We start from the raw sequence: 14,408 nt of genomic DNA on the forward strand, positions 1-14,408 counted from the left end.
GGCGGCCCTCATCGCCGCTCGCCGCCTCCTTCTTCGTAGCGAGGCAGACCCTCGGTGGAGATGGTCCAGTCCCCGATGGTGACGTCCTCGCCGTAGACGAAGTCCTTGCGAGTGGCGTAGCGGGGGCCGTCGGGGGTGGGGTGGATGTCGGTGAGAACGGCGCCGGTGCCGGTGCGGGGGTAGACCGGGATGCCGATCAGGGGGTAGTCGCGCATCTTGGTGACCCAGTCGTTGTCCGGGTTGGACCGGGAGACGATCTCAATGGCGGCGACGAGCGTACGAGGTCGAAGGGCCCTTCTCCCTCCATGTCCGCCTCGGCGATCACCATGATGTCGGGGCGGCGCATGATGCCTTCGGATTCGTCCTCCACGTATGGCACTCCCGTGTGGGCCACGATTTCCTGCGGCATCGCCTTCTCCAGGCGTTTCCGGATGCGCACAGTGGTCAGCGCATGCAGACCGCCGGGGTCCCTCAGATCGTGAACGAGTCCTTCCCCGGCGATCTCGAACCGGCCGGGGAGGGCGTCGTCCACGGACTGAACGAAGGCGCGCAAGGTCTGGTAGACGTGTGAGGACAAGGCTCAGAAGCCCAGGTAGGTGATCTGGACGACGTAAACGCGTTCGCTGCGTACGACAACCTGGTAACCGAACCAACCGCCGGAGACGATGATTTCGCCGCCCTTCGGGTCGATTCCTTCGTGGGCCCGGCCGTGAATGTGGAGGGCCTCGGCCGCCCTGACAAGTTCGTCGGCCTTGCGTTCCACGGCGGTGAGGAAGTCCGCAGGGGCAGTACGAGCGGCTTCTTCGGCGCCGAAGGCGTACTCCCACTTCCAGCTCACTCGCGCACTGCTTTCAGGGCCTCGTCGAGGACCGCGCTCAACTCACGGAGGGCTTCCTGCGCGATGTCCGGATCTTTGTGTTCCAGATTGTTCTTCGCCCGGGCGTACCGGGTGGAGAGGTCCGGCCGACGGGCGATTTCGATCTCCTTGGCCCAGATCAGGACCCAGCTCTGTACCGGGCTGAGTGATTGCCACTCGACTGCCTTGGCGAAAGCCTCGTCCTTCATGGCCTGCATCTCTTCCAGGCGGCCCGGGGCAACGACGGTAAGGGCTGCACGCAGGGCATCAGGAGTCAGTTCGGGACGCGGAATCAGCTCGTGCCCGTGATCGGCCTGAGTGCTCATGGTGTCCTCCTGGGGGTGCACTGGCCAGAGTATCGGGCCTGCTGGAAGAGAACGGGACAGAACGGTCTCAGGAAGCGGTGGTGTGGGGAGTGCGGCAGTCACGGCAGAGTCCTGGGGCCGGTGAGCGGAAGGCGCGGTCGCAGTTGTCGCAGGTCTGGAAGGGGTGGCGGGGTTCGGGGATCGGTGGGGTCTGAGGACGGAAGGGTGGTGGGGGTGGGAGTTGGGCGGTCAGGCGGTGGGCGAGGAGGGCGGCGGGGCGGGTCAGGGGTTCGTTGGGCAGGTTGGCGGTCAGGGCGTGGCGTACGGCGGTGGGCGTGAGGTCGCGTTCCAGCCATGCGGCGACGCCCGGGGCGAGGCGCTCGGTGTCCGTGGCGGAAAGGAGCAGGCGGGGGTCCTCGCGACGGAGGCCGGTGAGGACGTCGGCGGCCGTCCGGAGGAGGGCGGGGGCGGGGCACGAGGGCTGGGGGACGGCGGGGAGGCGTTTGCGGGGCGCGGGCTCGTCCGGTGCCGTGCGCCGGGCGGGTTTGCGGGTGGTCGTCCCGCGGGCGGCCCTGTGGCCTGGGCTGTTGCAGGAGACCGTGCGGGTGACGATCCGGCCGGTGGCCGTGCGTTCGCGGGTGCGGCGCAGGTAGCCGTGCGCTTCGAGTTCGCGTAGGGCGGCGGCGATGCGGGTGGGGCCCTCGGGGAAGCGGGTGGCGAGGGTCTTGATGTCGACGGCGGTGCCCGGCCGCACCGACTGGATGTAGCAGGCCAGTCCGATGGCGAGCAGGGACAGTTCCTTGTGCTGGGCCAGGTCATTCCCGATCACCGTGAAGTTCTCGGTGTGGCGGACGTGGTCGTGCCTGACGCCGGCGAACGGCCGCCCGTCGGGGTGGTTCTTGGCCCGGATACGGGACTGGGCGGGCGCGGGCGCGCTAGGGTTTTCGGTGTCCATCGGGAAGCCCTACTTCCTCGGTGGTCAGGCCCTCGCACTGGGATGCCAGTCCCGGCGAGGGCCGTCGCATGTCTGGGGGTGGTGCCTTGTCGCGCTGAGCGTAAGGCAGGCAACCCGTGCCGAATCCAGCCCACTTGGGCATATTCACTCGCCGGAGTGAGTTTGCCCGGCGGGAGGGAGGGGTGGGGCTTGGCGGGGTGCTTTCTCCCCAGTTCGTAGTGCATGGGGAGCGCAGGTCGGACCGGAGACTGGGCTGTCACGTTCCGGTTGTGCGTACTGTGAGTAGTCCGGCTGATACGAAGCGGTACGACGGAGGGGTGCGTGCATGTCGGTGGACGGCGAGGTCCGGCAGCTCACGACCGAGGCTGACGAGCCCGGGTGGGAGGTGGACCCGGACGACGAGTGGGGCGTGGCCGTCGTCGCCACCGTGGGGCGGCAACTGAAGCTGCGGCGCGAGGCGGTGGGCATGCGCGCCGGCGAGTTCGGAGCCGCGATCGGGTACGGAGAGGACCTGGTCTACAAGGTCGAGAGTGGGAAGCGGATCCCGAGACAGGAGTACCTGGACAAGGCTGACGAGGTGCTGGGGGCGGGTGGGCTCATGGCCGCGGCCTGGGAGGACGTGAAGAAGGTCCGGTATCCGAAAACAGTTCGGGACCTCGCGAAACTGGAGGCGCAGGCGGTCGAGATCGGGCTGTACGTGTGCAACAGCGTCAGTGGGTTGTTGCAGACACCAGAACATGCGCGGGCGCTCTTTCAGGCGGCACAGCCGCCGTACTCGCCGGATGATGTCGAGCGCATGGTGGCCGCCCGTATGGCCCGGCGGTCGGTCTTCGAAAGGGACCCGGCCCCCTCAATCAGCTTCGTGCTGGAAGAGGCGACGCTGCGGAGAGAGGTCGGAGGCACAATGGTGTGGCGACAGCAACTCGAACGTCTGCTGGAAGTTGGGCGGTTGCACAACGTCACACTTCAGGTGATGCCGACGAAGACCGACGCTCACCCCGGGGTGGACGGCAGGATCGAGGTGTTGAAGTTTCAGGACGGTACGGCGGTGGGGCGTTCCGATGGCGCGTTCAACGGCCGGCCGACCTCTGACCCGAAGCAACTGCGCATCCTTGAGCTGCGGTATGGCACCATCCGGGCGCAGGCTCTCACGCCCCGGGAGTCGCTGGCCTTCATCGAGCAACTACTGCTGGGAGAAGCATGATCCGCAAGGTCTCCGCCGGTGATGTCTCCGAACCGGCATGGTTCAAGAGCAGTTACAGCGACGGCACCGACGGCGACTCCTGCGTAGAGGTCGCCACCACCTCCGGCGCCATCCACGTCCGTGACTCCAAGTACCGGGCCGTCGGCCCCCGGCTCGCGCTCGCGCCGGAGGCGTGGGCGGACTTCGTGGCGTACGCGTCCGGGAGCTGACGGGGGAGGCCCGGTCAGGGCCACAGGAGTTCGCGGGTCCACGCGGTGTCCGTGCGGCGGTAGCGCAGGCGTACGTGGCGGCGGTGCGTCTCGCCCTGGAAGAACTCGACCTCGGTGGGGTGGAGGCGGTAGAGGGTCCAGGACGGGGCCTCGGTGTGCGGGGCGGAACGGGCCCGCTCCCAGGCGGACTCCGAGGCGCGCGCCAACTCCTCCAAGGAGCCGAGGACTTCGCTCTGGTGGCCGGTGAGCGCGGCGGCCAGGGCGCCCGCCGAGCGCGCGTGCAGGTCGGCCTGTGCCTGCTCGGGCGGGGCGACGGCGACCGGGCCGCGCACCCGGACCTGGCGGCCCCGGAGCGGCCAGTAGAAGGCCAGCGCGGCTTCCGGGCGGGCCGCGAGGTGGCGGCCCTTGCGGCTGTGGGCGTGGGTGGCGAAGGACCAGCCGTCGGCGTCCGCGCCGTGCAGCATCACGATCCGCACGTCCGGCCTGCCCTCCTCGTCCGAGGTCGCCAGCGACACGGTGTGCGGCTCCCGTTCCCCGGCCGCGACCGCGTCCGCGAACCACCGGGTGAACAGGGCGAGCGGTTCCGCGGGCGCCGCCGCCGGGTCGAAGGGCGGCAGCTCGGTCACCCCGGGCTCCCACACCCGAAGCCCCCGCAACAGCTCGTGAAGATCGGTGTCCATACGTTGAGTATCGCCGGGGCGGCCCCGCCTACCGTCCCAGCACCACCGTCCCCGACGAGCAGAACCAGCCGCCCGTGCCGGAGGCGAGCCCCAGCCGGGGCAGGGTGCCGTCGGTGCGGCGGACCTGCCGTTCGCCGGCCTCGCCGCGCAGTTGCCGTACCGCCTCCACCAGCAGGAACAGCCCGCGCATGCCCGGATGCTGGGCGGACAGGCCGCCGCCGTCCGTGTTCACCGGCAGCCCGCCGCCCTCGACGAGCAGCCGCCCCTTCTCCACGAACGCCCCGCCCTCGCCCTTCCCGCAGAAGCCCAGGTCCTCCAGGGTCACCAGCGTCATGTAGGTGAAGGCGTCGTAGATCTCCGCGAAGTCGATCTCCTGCGGGCGCACCCCGGCCCGCTCGAAGGCGAGGCGGCCGCTCACCGCCGCCGGGGACACGGTGAAGTCCGGCCACTCGGACATCGTGGTGTGGGACACGTGCTCCCCGGCGCCGAGCACCCACACGGGGTCCGTACGGCAGTCGCGGGCGTACTCCTCCGCCGCCAGCACGACCGCCGCGCCGCCGTCCGAGCGCAGGCAGCAGTGCAGCTTGGTGAAGGGGTCCGCGATCAGCGGGCCGGACAGCACGTCGTCGACCGTGATCGGGTCGCGGAACATGGCCTGCGGGTTCAGCCCGGCGTTGGCCCGCGCCTGCACCGCCACCTCGGCGAGCTGCTCGATCGTCGTGCCGTACTCGTACATGTGGCGGCGGGCCGCCATCGCGTACTTGGCGACCAGCGTGTGTCCGTAGGGCGCCTCGAACTGCAGTGGGCCCCGGTTGCCGAAGGAGAGGGTGCCGGTGCGGCGGCCCGCCCTGATGTCGGCGCGGGCGGTCGAGCCGTAGACGAGGAGCACCACGTTCGCCCGGCCGGCCGCGATCGCGTCCGCCGCGTGGGCCGCCATCACCTCCCACGTCGACCCGCCGACCGAAGTGGAGTCCACCCAGGTGGGGCGCAGGCCCAGGTACTCGGCGACCTCCACCGGGGCCAGGGTGCCCAGGCCCGCCGAGCCCAGCCCGTCCACCCGGTCCCGGTCCAGCCCGGCGTCCGCCAGCGCGCGGCGGGCCGCCTGGGCGTGCAGGGCGTACGCGGTGGTGTCGTCCACCCGTCCGCAGTCGGAGAGAGCCGCACCGACCACGGCGACCTTGCGGTTCCCGGACGTCGTCATGAATCTGACGCTACATCAGATACCGGCCCCGACGGCAGTGGTCCGCGCTCTGGGCATCCGCATCCCGCCACCCTAATATGACGGTCCGTCAGTTCCGGAGGGACTTCCGGAGGGGACTTCCGGAGGAGAGCCATGGACGCCCGCCTCACCGCCGAGCAGGACGAGATCCGCCGCACCCTGCGCGAACTGCTGCACAAGAGGTGCGGGCCGCAGGAGGTGCGCGCCGCCGTGGACACCCCGGACGGCCACGATCCGGCCCTGTGGACCGCCCTCGCCGAGCGACTCGGCCTGCCCGGGCTCGCCCTCCCCGAGTCCCTCGGCGGCGCCGGCTGCTCCACGACCGAACTCGCCCTCGCCTGCGAGGAGACGGGACGGGTGCTCGCGCCCACGCCCCTGCTCGCCACCTCGGTCCTCGCCGCCCCGCTGATCGTCCGCCTCGGCACCCCCGCCCAGCGCGCCGGTCTGCTGCCGCGCGTCGCCGCCGGCACCCTCACCGCCGCCCTCGCCGTGCCCGGCCCCGCCCTGACCACCGCGCTGGCGCTGACCGGCGGCAACGACGGCGACTGGGCCGGGGGCGGCCGCGCGGGCGGGGTGCAGGCGCGGAGGGCGGAGGGCGGCTGGCGGCTGTACGGGCAGGTGGACCAGGTCCTCGACGGTCACCGGGCCGGCCTGCTCGTCGTCGCCGCGCACACCGGCGGGTTCGCGCGCTCGCGCACCCTGCTCTTCCTGGTGACGGGGGACGCCGAGGGAGTCGTACGGACCCGGCGGACCGCTCTGGACGCCACCCGCCCGCAGGGACTCGTACAACTGCGGGACGTGCGGGCGGAGTTGCTGGGCGCGGACGAGACGGGCGGCGAAGGCGCCGACGTACTGGGCGCCCTCGCCGGCACCGGTGACGCGGCCGCCGCCGTGCTCGCCTGCGAGGCGGTCGGCGCGGCGGGCCGGGCGCTGGAGCTGACCGTGGAGTACGTCAAGCAGCGCCGGCAGTTCGGCCGGGCCGTCGGCTCCTTCCAGGCCCTCAAGCACCGGCTGGCCGACGTGTACGTCCAGGTCCAGGCCGCCCGCTCGGCCGCCTGCTACGCGGCCTGGGCGGCCGGCCACGGCGAACGCGCCGGCGGCCTCGCGCTCGCCCAGGCCCTCCAGGCGCTGCGGCTCGCCGCCTCGGAGGCGATCCAGCTGCACGGTGGGATCGGCTTCACCTGGGAACACGAGGCACACCTGTACTTCAAGCGGGCCGCGGGTGACGAACTGCTGTTCGGCCCCGTGCACCGGCTGCGGGAGCACGCCGCCCGCGCGGCCGGGCTGTTCGAGCGGCAGGAGGTGGCGGTGTGATGCTCCAGGACGGTGCGCGGCGGGCCGTGCAGAAGGTCTCGTCCACGCGCGCCTTCGCCCGGCTCGCCCCGCACGTCGTGCCCGCACTGGACCGCGCGGTGCACCGGCTCAGCGGCGGGCGGACGCTGCTCAGCGCGGGCATGCTGCCCGCCCTGGTCCTGACCACCACCGGGGCCCGCACCGGACTGCCCCGCCACACACCCCTGGCCTGTGTGCCGGAGGAGGACGGGCGCGGCCTGCTCCTGATCGGCTCCAACTTCGGGCGGCCGGAACACCCGGCCTGGAGCCACAACCTGCTGGCCCACCCCGACGCCGAGATCAGCCTGCGGGGCGAGGACTTCCCGGTACGGGCGGAGCTGCTGACCGGTGAGGAGCGGGCGGCCGCCTGGCGGACCGCGCTCGCCCTGTGGCCGCCGTACGCCGCGTACCAGACTCGGGTGACACGGGAGATCCGCGTCTTCCGGATCATGCGGAAGTGAACCCGTAGGCAGGTGAAGCGCGCGGAGGTGGCCCCCTCCTCGGGTCGTGCGGAGGCGGCCTCCCTCGAGTGCGGCAAGGCGCCGTCCGCCCGTCACAGCGTCGCCAGGCGCTCCACCAGCAGGAACGCGCCGATTCCCAGCATCGCGGCACCGGAGGTCCGGGTGACCGCGCGTGCGGCGGCCGGGCGTGCCCGCAGTACCGCGCGGGCCAGGGTGCCGACCGTCAGGTAGACGGCGGCGCAGCACGCCATGTGCAGGAGGCCGAGGGCGGCCGTCTGCGCGGCGACCGGCAGCCGGGTGCCCCGGGTGGTGAGGAACGCCGGCAGGACGGAGAGGTAGAGCAGCAGTCCCTTGGGGTTCAGGCCGCTGATCGTGGCGCCGCGCAGGAAGACGCGGGGCGCGGTCGCGGCGGGCGTCCCCGCCTCCGCCTCCGCCGCCGGCACGGCGGACGGCCGCCGCAGCACGCCCCAGCCGAGCCACACGAGGTAGCCGGCGCCCGCCGCCGTCAGGGCGGTGAGCAGGTCCGGGGAGCCCGCGACCAGTACGGCGAGGCCGGCGGCGGCCAGCAGGGTGTGCAGGGCGTAGCCGGCGACGAGCCCGCCCACCGCCACCGCGACCGAGCGGTCCCTCAGCCCGGCCGTGATGGCGTACGCCCAGTCGGCGCCCGGCACACAGACCAGCAGGAGGTCGACGGCGAGGAAGGAGAGAAGCGTTCCGGCGTGCATGACGGGAACATTAGGCGCGATCGGCGCGAAAGTGCTCCCTGAATTTGCCCGTGGATCGCCCGCTGCGGGGATAATCCACCCCGTGGACGACATGGACCGGAAAATCCTTGCCGAGCTCCAGCAGGACGGGCGGCTGACCGTGACCGAGCTGGCCGCGCGCGTGCGGCTGAGCGTCTCGCCGTGCCACCGGCGGCTGCGCGAGCTGGAGCGGTCGGGGGCGGTGCGCGGGTACCGGGCGGTGGTGGACCCGGCCGCCGTGGGGCTGACCTTCGAGGCGCTGGTCTTCGTCTCGATGCGCCAGGAGGACCGGGACACGGTCGCGGAGTTCGAGCGGGCGGTCGGGGAGGTGGAGCACGTACTGGAGGCGCAGCGGCTCTTCGGCGACCCCGACTACCTGCTGCGGGTGGCGACGGCGGACCTCGCCGCCTTCCAGCGGCTGTACGACGAACGTCTCGCCACCCTGCCGGGCGTCCAGCGGCTGACCTCGACCCTGGTGATGAAGCACGTGGTCAAGGACCGGCCGTTGCCCTCCTGACGTCGTCGGCACCCCTCCGGTGGTGGTCTGGCCGTGCGGCGGCGTCGCGGCGGCCGCATCCTGTGAGTGCCGGGCTGTTCGCGGACGCAAGCGCCGTTTCACGGCACACGGGTCGCGGTGGGATGGGCAGGTGGCGGTATGGCGGCGGTGGCGGGAGCCCGGCGGGTGCTTGCCCCGCTGGCGCTGGCACAGTTCATCTGCAGCTTCGCCGGCTCGAACATGAACGTGATGATCAACGACATCAGCAAGGACCTGGACACCACCGTGCAGGGCGTGCAGGTGGCGATCACGGTCTTCCTGCTGGTGATGGCCGCGCTGATGATCCCGGGCGGGAAGCTGACCGACAAATGGGGCCGCAAGCGCTGCCTGGTGGCGGGGCTGTCGGTGTACGGGGTGGGGGCGGTGCTCAGCGCGGCCGCCCCTGGGCTGGGTGTGCTGATCCTCGGGAACTCGATCCTGGAGGGTGTGGGCACGGCGCTGCTGATCCCGCCGGTCTACATCCTGACCACGCTGCTGTTCACCGACACCGCGTCCCGTGCGCGCGCGTTCGGCGCGATCATGGCGATGGGCGGCATCGGGGCGGCCGCCGGTCCGCTGATCGGCGGGCTGATCACGAGCGCGATCAGCTGGCGGGCCGCTTTCGTGTTCCAGGCACTGGTGATCGTGGTGATCGTGGCGCTCAGCCGCGGACTCGCCGATCCGCTGCCGCCCGACCCGGCCCGGCCCTTCGACACGGTCGGGGCCGTGCTGTCGGCGGCGGGCCTGGTGCTGCTGGTGACCGGCATCCTGGCCGTCGACAACAACGGCTGGCTGGCGCTGGGCCTGCTGCTGGCCGGTGCGCTGGTGCTGGCGGGCTTCCTCGCCTGGGTGCGCGGCCGCGAACGCGCCGGCCGGGAGGCGCTGCTGTCGACCGCGCTGTTCCGCGACCGCACCTCGAACCTCGGTCTGGTCACCCAGAACACGCAGTGGCTGATGCTGATGGGCGTCTCGTTCACCGTCGCCGCCTATCTGCAGGTCGTCCGCGGCTACGACGCGGTCGAGACCGGAGTGATCTTCACCGCCGCGACCCTCGGCATCCTCGCCACCTCGCTCGCCGCGGGGAGACTGGCCCGGCTGCACACCCAGCGCGGCCTGATCATGACGGGCTTCGTCGTGACGATCTCCGGCATCGCCGTGCTCCTGGCCCTGGTCGCCTGGAAGCCCGGAGCCTGGGCGTTCGCCCCCGGTCTTCTGCTGATCGGGCTGGGCCTGGGCGTGATGCTCACCCCGTCGGTGAACGTGGTCCAGTCGTGCTTCCCCGAGGCCCGGCAGGGCGAGATCTCCGGCCTGTCGCGCAGCGTCTCCAACCTCGGTTCCTCGCTCGGCACGGCCGTGGCCGGCACGATCCTGGTGTCGGGGCTCAGCAAGGGCGCGTACGCGGCGGCGATGGCGGCACTCGCGGTCGTCGGCCTCGGCGGACTGACCGCCGCGGCCCTGCTGCCGCGCACCGCTCGTCCCGCGGCCCCCGGCACCGCGACGGCGCCGCCACCGGGGGCGTCACAGCAGTGACTGGCGGGACCCACGGGACTTCGGCCGACCGGCCCACGGGACTGCGGCCGACCGGCCCACGGGACTTCGGCCGGCCGGGGGCCCCGGCCGCAGACAGCGGCAGGCGGCGGTCCGCTGTACGGAACCGCCGCCTGCCAGACAGGACTTGGGGATAAGAACCCGGGGCGCGGCTATCTCGTCGGCTTGCGGCCCGTGATGCCCAGGTAGACCAACAGGGCCAGGTTCGGCTTGAGTTCGGCCTGCTTCACGCCCCAGGAGGAGAAGCCCTTCTGGTGGGAGGCGACCGCGGCGAGCATGGCGACCAGGGAACCGGCGATCGCGGCCGGGTTCACGTCCTTGTCCACCTTGCCCTTGGACTGGAGTTCGGCGACCGTGTCCGCGAGGGAGTTGTTCACGGCGTTCAGGATCTTCATACGGAGCTTGTAGAAGCGCTTGTCGCCCTCGGCCGCCCCGAGGTCGACCACGCGCAGGATCGCCTCGTGCCTGCGCCAGAACTCCAGGAACCCGTCGACGAGTTCCTGCGCCGTCTGCCAGCCCGCCTTGCCTGCCCACGAGCGGCCCTCGAGCAGCTCGGTCAACCCGGCGCCGTCGGCGGCCATTTGCTCGGCGATCTCGAGGACCGCGCCCTCGACGTCCGGGAAGTACTGGTAGAAGGTGGCCGGCGAAGTGCCCGCCTTGCGGGCCACGTCGATGACCTTGACGTCCCGGTAGGGAGAGGAGCTGAGCATCTCGCTGAGGCAGTCGAGCAGCTTCTGCCGCGTCGCCTGCCCACGCCGGCCGGCCACGCGGCCGTCGACGGTACGCACTTGTCCTGTCATGCCGTCAGCTTACCGAGGGGTGATGGGAGCGCGATTCGGCCGACTGCAAATGGGGTGCGCGGGTGTGGAGAGGCTGGTGTGCCTGGTCTGCGGCCCGCGGGCGCCCCGGTTAGGTTGAGCGCATGGCCGAAAACAGGGCATCCGCATACACAGAGGGCGTCCCTTGCTGGGCGGACGCACAGCTTCCCGACGTAGAGGCGGGCAAGCGGTTCTACGGTGAGCTCTTCGGGTGGACCTTCGAGGAGAAGGCGGCGTACGGCGACTTCGTACTGGCACGCCTGGACGCCAGGCCCGTCGCCGCGCTCGCGCCGAAGACGGACGGCCGGATGCCCACCGTGTGGACCGTGTACTTCTCCACCCCGGACGTGGCCGCGCTGGCCGGGCGGATCCGCGCGGAGGGCGGCCAGGTCGTCGGCGAACCCCGCGAGGTCGGGGAATTCGGCACCGCCGCCCTGGCCGCCGACCCCGACGGCGCCGTCTTCGGCCTGTGGCAGCCCGGCAGCCACCCCGGCTTCGGCCGCCGTCACGAGCCGGGCACCTTCGCCTGGGCCCAGCTCTACGCCCGGGACACCGGCACCGCCAACGCCTTCTACGGCGGCCTCTTCCACGACGCCCTCTTCGGCCGGGACGCCGAGCCCGACTTCGGGCGCGCGCCCGTCACGGACGTCTTCCCGCCCGAGATGCCGCCCCACTTCCTCGTCCACTTCCGCGTCGAGGACGCCGAGGCGGCCCTGGGGGCCGTGAGCCGGCTGGGCGGCCGGGTACAGGTGTCACCCTTCGAGACGTCCTACGGAACAGCGGCCGTCGTCGCCGACAATCAGGGGGCGTCCTTCGCCGTACTGCAGAGGTGAGAGCCCTCACCCGCGCCGGAAGTGGGGGATTGCGGGGATTTTGCGGCAGGACATCCCGATTCGTCGCCGGGTTCGCAACCAGTGCCCGGGACAGGAAGAATCAGGGTGCGTGCCGCCACGGCGGTGCGGTGGTGAGACGCTGCACGGGGGTCGCGTACATATGTGGGTGACGCGGCTCGTACGGGGAGGTGGCAGGCAAGTGGTGGATCAGCTGACGCAGCACGATCCGCGGCGGATCGGGCCGTTCGAGGTGCTGGGACGGCTGGGTGCCGGCGGCATGGGGCTGGTCTATCTCGCGCGCTCGGCGTCCGGCCGGCGCGTGGCGATCAAGACGGTCCGCACCGAGCTGGCCGAGGACCAGCTGTTCCGGGTCCGCTTCACGCGCGAGGTCGAGGCCGCGCGGGCGGTCTCCGGCTTCTACACGGCCGCCGTCGTCGACGCCGACCCGCGCGCGGCCGTGCCGTGGCTGGCCACCGCCTACGTGCCCGCGCCCTCCCTCGAGGAGATAGTGACCGAGTGCGGTCCGCTGCCGGCGCAGGCGGTGCGCTGGCTCGCGGCGGGCGTCGCCGAGGCCCTCCAGTCCATCCACGGCGCCGGGCTGGTGCACCGCGACCTGAAGCCGTCCAACGTCCTCGTCGTCGAGGACGGCCCCCGCGTGATCGACTTCGGCATCGCCTCGGGCGTCTCGAACACCCGCCTGACCATGACGAACGTCGCCGTCGGCACCCCCGCCTACATGTCCCCCGAGCAGGCCAAGGACTCCCGCAGCGTCACCGGCGCGAGCGACGTCTTCTCGCTCGGCTCCATGCTGGTCTTCGCGGCCACCGGCCACCCGCCCTTCCACGGCGCCAACCCGGTCGAGACGGTCTTCATGCTGCTGCGCGAGGGCCCCGACCTGGAGGGACTGCCGGACGAGCTGCGCCCGCTGATCGAGTCCTGCATGCAGATGGAGGTCACGGCCCGCCCCACCCCGGCCGACCTCCAGGCGCAGCTCGCCCCGCACCTGTTCGGCTCGGGCTCCGACGACAGCGGCACCGCCTCCGCCTGGCTGCCCGAGCGCGCGGTGGGCCTGATCGAGTCCCGCCGCGGCGGCCGCCCGTCCGGCCGGCCCGCGCCCGGCCCGCGCAGCGGCGGCCGGCCCCAGGTCCCGCCGCCCCCCTCGCACGACCCGGTCGTCCCCGCGCCGCCCCTGCCCGCGCCGGTCGGCGGCGACTCCGGACCGGTGCGGCTGGCCGGCGCCCAGGTGCCGATCGGCCCCGGACCGCGCGTCGCCGACGCCCGCGCGGCCGCCGTCAAGGCGCCCCCGCCGGAGGCCGGCCTCGCCGCCACCTGGTCCAGGCCCCGCCCCGGCGTGAACGGCGCCGACCCCGCCCTGACGGCCGCGCCTCCGGCGCCCCCGGAGACCGCCTCGGGCTGGCGCCCCTGGCGCTTCCGCATGTCCAACGACGTCTGGGGCACCCCGTCCGTCGCGGGCGACCTCGTCTACGTCACCTCCTTCGAGGTGCACGCCCTGGACGTGGCGACCGGCCGGCGCCGCTTCAAGACGCGGGACGTGGCCTGGTCGATGGCGGTCGCGGACGGGCGCGTGCACGCCTCCGACGGGCCCACCCTGTTCGCCCTGGACGCCCGCGGGGGCTCCGACCTGTGGCGGGTGCAGACGGACGCCTGGGTGTACTCGCTCACCGCCGACCGCGGCACGGTCGTCACCGGCACCCGGGGCGGCGGCGTCCAGGCCTGGGAGGCGGCCGGCGGCCAGAAGCTGTGGGAGATCACCGGCTGCCAGAGCGACTTCGAGTCCCCCGAGGCGGGCCCCGTCGTCCACGACGGCACGGTCTACGTCTGGCAGGACGCCCGGCTGCGCGCCCTGGACGCCCGCACCGGCGAGGAGCGCTGGTCGTACCCCATCGGCGACGCGGCCTCCTGCGGCGGGGTCCCGGTCCGCCTCACCCCGGCCCCCGACGGCTACGTCTACGTCTCGGCCGGCACCCGCGTGGTCGCGCTGGACGCCGCCGGCGGCCGGGTCCGCTGGCACTTCGAGGCGCCCGCGGTCTTCCTCTGCCCGCCCGCCTTCGCCCCCGGCCCGGCCGTCACCGGCGGCGGCATCTACCTCGCCGACTACCTCGGCACGGTCTACGCCCTCGACGCGACCGACGGCCGCGACCGCTGGCGCATCGCCACCGAGTCCCGCGCCTCGGTCGACCCGGTGCTGGTGGCGGCCGGCCACGTCCACGTGGGCAGCGGCAAGGGCCTCTACACGCTGGACGCGGTGACGGGCACGCCCAAGTGGCGTTTCCAGTCCGGCGGGGAGATCGTCGGCTCCCCGGCGGTCGCCGAGGGCCGCATCCACTTCGGCTCCACCGACCACCTGCTCTACACGCTCAAGGCCGACGACGGCCGGCTGCGCTGGAAGCTGGCCACCGGCGGCGAGATCACCGGCTCCCCGGTGGTCAGGGACGGTGTGGTGTACGCGTGCAGCAAGGACCGCTGCGTGTACGCCCTGGACGCGGAGAAGGGGACCGGGACGGCCCGCACCGCGTGAGGCGCGTCCCCGGGGGGGCCCGTACCGCGTGGGGCGCGTCCCCGGCGGGGTCTGGTGACGGCCGTCGTACGGGTTCACGGAAGGGCTCGGACGGCGGCCGTCGGTCCTGGTGAGCGGCCGGTTCCTCACCGCTCGCACCCAAGACGCTACCGTTCGTGCGCGCCCCTCGCC

The 14,408-nt window shown here is 72.7% G+C and carries 15 protein-coding genes and 1 pseudogene; 8 read left to right on the plus strand and 8 right to left on the minus strand.

Going from position 1 to position 14,408, the window contains the following annotated elements:
- Nucleotides 1-8: 8 nt before the first annotated feature.
- From IE217_RS20155 to IE217_RS20170, 4 genes and pseudogenes are all read right to left on the minus strand, one after another.
- Nucleotides 9-577: pseudogene (locus tag IE217_RS20155) on the minus strand (Uma2 family endonuclease).
- A gap of 3 nt (nucleotides 578-580) precedes the next feature.
- On the minus strand, nucleotides 581-838 hold the full coding sequence (locus IE217_RS20160; RefSeq protein ID WP_189705949.1) for a hypothetical protein: 258 nt from the start codon (nucleotides 836-838) through the stop codon (nucleotides 581-583).
- A complete protein-coding gene (locus IE217_RS20165; RefSeq protein WP_190179292.1) occupies nucleotides 835-1,182 on the minus strand; it encodes a hypothetical protein in 348 nt (115 codons plus the stop codon). Before IE217_RS20165 ends, IE217_RS20160 begins: the two co-directional genes overlap by 4 nt.
- Before the next feature lie 67 nt (nucleotides 1,183-1,249).
- Complete coding sequence (locus IE217_RS20170; protein ID WP_190179293.1) at nucleotides 1,250-2,116, minus strand: helix-turn-helix domain-containing protein; 867 nt, start codon at nucleotides 2,114-2,116, stop codon at nucleotides 1,250-1,252.
- Nucleotides 2,117-2,441: 325 nt separating this feature from the next.
- Here IE217_RS20170 and IE217_RS20175 point away from each other — a divergent pair, with 325 nt between their 5' ends.
- Nucleotides 2,442-3,320, plus strand: coding sequence for a helix-turn-helix domain-containing protein (locus tag IE217_RS20175; protein WP_190179294.1), 879 nt, complete (start codon nucleotides 2,442-2,444; stop codon nucleotides 3,318-3,320).
- A complete protein-coding gene (locus tag IE217_RS20180; protein WP_190179295.1) occupies nucleotides 3,317-3,529 on the plus strand; it encodes a DUF397 domain-containing protein in 213 nt (70 codons plus the stop codon). The genes IE217_RS20175 and IE217_RS20180 overlap by 4 nt, the downstream gene beginning before the upstream one ends.
- A gap of 14 nt (nucleotides 3,530-3,543) precedes the next feature.
- On the opposite strand, the gene IE217_RS20185 is transcribed toward IE217_RS20180, so the two are convergent.
- Entirely contained in the window at nucleotides 3,544-4,209 is a 666-nt protein-coding gene (locus tag IE217_RS20185) for a pyridoxine/pyridoxamine 5'-phosphate oxidase (RefSeq protein WP_190179296.1), read from the minus strand.
- A 28-nt stretch (nucleotides 4,210-4,237) separates the two neighbouring features.
- A complete protein-coding gene (locus tag IE217_RS20190) occupies nucleotides 4,238-5,410 on the minus strand; it encodes a thiolase C-terminal domain-containing protein (protein WP_190179297.1) in 1,173 nt (390 codons plus the stop codon).
- A 132-nt stretch (nucleotides 5,411-5,542) separates the two neighbouring features.
- Between IE217_RS20190 and IE217_RS20195 the strand changes: the two genes are divergently transcribed.
- Nucleotides 5,543-6,742 (plus strand): acyl-CoA dehydrogenase family protein, encoded by a 1,200-nt coding sequence (locus IE217_RS20195; protein ID WP_190179298.1) that lies wholly within the window; start codon nucleotides 5,543-5,545, stop codon nucleotides 6,740-6,742.
- Nucleotides 6,742-7,221 (plus strand): nitroreductase family deazaflavin-dependent oxidoreductase, encoded by a 480-nt coding sequence (locus IE217_RS20200; protein ID WP_190179299.1) that lies wholly within the window; start codon nucleotides 6,742-6,744, stop codon nucleotides 7,219-7,221. Before IE217_RS20195 ends, IE217_RS20200 begins: the two co-directional genes overlap by 1 nt.
- 92 nt (nucleotides 7,222-7,313) lie before the next feature.
- Here the strand turns inward: IE217_RS20200 and IE217_RS20205 are convergent, their stop codons facing one another.
- Complete coding sequence (locus IE217_RS20205; protein ID WP_190179300.1) at nucleotides 7,314-7,946, minus strand: LysE family translocator; 633 nt, start codon at nucleotides 7,944-7,946, stop codon at nucleotides 7,314-7,316.
- An 82-nt stretch (nucleotides 7,947-8,028) separates the two neighbouring features.
- On the opposite strand from IE217_RS20205, the gene IE217_RS20210 reads away from it, so the two are divergent.
- Nucleotides 8,029-8,481 (plus strand): Lrp/AsnC family transcriptional regulator, encoded by a 453-nt coding sequence (locus IE217_RS20210; protein ID WP_190179301.1) that lies wholly within the window; start codon nucleotides 8,029-8,031, stop codon nucleotides 8,479-8,481.
- A gap of 138 nt (nucleotides 8,482-8,619) precedes the next feature.
- Entirely contained in the window at nucleotides 8,620-10,029 is a 1,410-nt protein-coding gene (locus IE217_RS20215) for an MFS transporter (RefSeq protein WP_190179302.1), read from the plus strand.
- A gap of 170 nt (nucleotides 10,030-10,199) precedes the next feature.
- Here IE217_RS20215 and IE217_RS20220 read toward each other — a convergent pair whose 3' ends face one another.
- On the minus strand, nucleotides 10,200-10,835 hold the full coding sequence (locus IE217_RS20220) for a TetR family transcriptional regulator (RefSeq protein WP_190179382.1): 636 nt from the start codon (nucleotides 10,833-10,835) through the stop codon (nucleotides 10,200-10,202).
- Between the two features lie 134 nt (nucleotides 10,836-10,969).
- Here IE217_RS20220 and kbpA point away from each other — a divergent pair, with 134 nt between their 5' ends.
- Nucleotides 10,970-11,698, plus strand: a complete 729-nt coding sequence (gene kbpA, locus IE217_RS20225; protein ID WP_190179303.1) for an AfsK-binding protein KbpA — start codon at nucleotides 10,970-10,972, stop codon at nucleotides 11,696-11,698.
- Nucleotides 11,699-11,897: 199 nt separating this feature from the next.
- Nucleotides 11,898-14,237 (plus strand): serine/threonine-protein kinase, encoded by a 2,340-nt coding sequence (locus IE217_RS20230; protein WP_190179304.1) that lies wholly within the window; start codon nucleotides 11,898-11,900, stop codon nucleotides 14,235-14,237.
- Nucleotides 14,238-14,408 lie beyond the last annotated feature (171 nt).

This window comes from Streptomyces naganishii JCM 4654 (genome assembly GCF_014650575.1).
Classification (GTDB): domain Bacteria; phylum Actinomycetota; class Actinomycetes; order Streptomycetales; family Streptomycetaceae; genus Streptomyces; species Streptomyces naganishii.

Bases quoted from the DNA above. Each gene is read 5' to 3' on its own strand.
- IE217_RS20165 (WP_190179292.1), bottom strand. From the start codon at position 1,182: ATGAGCACTCAGGCCGATCACGGGCACGAGCTGATTCCGCGTCCCGAA.
- IE217_RS20170 (WP_190179293.1), bottom strand. From the start codon at position 2,116: ATGGACACCGAAAACCCTAGCGCGCCCGCGCCCGCCCAGTCCCGTATC.
- IE217_RS20175 (WP_190179294.1), top strand. From the start codon at position 2,442: ATGTCGGTGGACGGCGAGGTCCGGCAGCTCACGACCGAGGCTGACGAG.
- IE217_RS20180 (WP_190179295.1), top strand. From the start codon at position 3,317: ATGATCCGCAAGGTCTCCGCCGGTGATGTCTCCGAACCGGCATGGTTC.
- IE217_RS20185 (WP_190179296.1), bottom strand. From the start codon at position 4,209: ATGGACACCGATCTTCACGAGCTGTTGCGGGGGCTTCGGGTGTGGGAG.
- IE217_RS20190 (WP_190179297.1), bottom strand. From the start codon at position 5,410: ATGACGACGTCCGGGAACCGCAAGGTCGCCGTGGTCGGTGCGGCTCTC.
- IE217_RS20195 (WP_190179298.1), top strand. From the start codon at position 5,543: ATGGACGCCCGCCTCACCGCCGAGCAGGACGAGATCCGCCGCACCCTG.
- IE217_RS20200 (WP_190179299.1), top strand. From the start codon at position 6,742: ATGCTCCAGGACGGTGCGCGGCGGGCCGTGCAGAAGGTCTCGTCCACG.
- IE217_RS20205 (WP_190179300.1), bottom strand. From the start codon at position 7,946: ATGCACGCCGGAACGCTTCTCTCCTTCCTCGCCGTCGACCTCCTGCTG.
- IE217_RS20215 (WP_190179302.1), top strand. From the start codon at position 8,620: ATGGCGGCGGTGGCGGGAGCCCGGCGGGTGCTTGCCCCGCTGGCGCTG.
- kbpA (WP_190179303.1), top strand. From the start codon at position 10,970: ATGGCCGAAAACAGGGCATCCGCATACACAGAGGGCGTCCCTTGCTGG.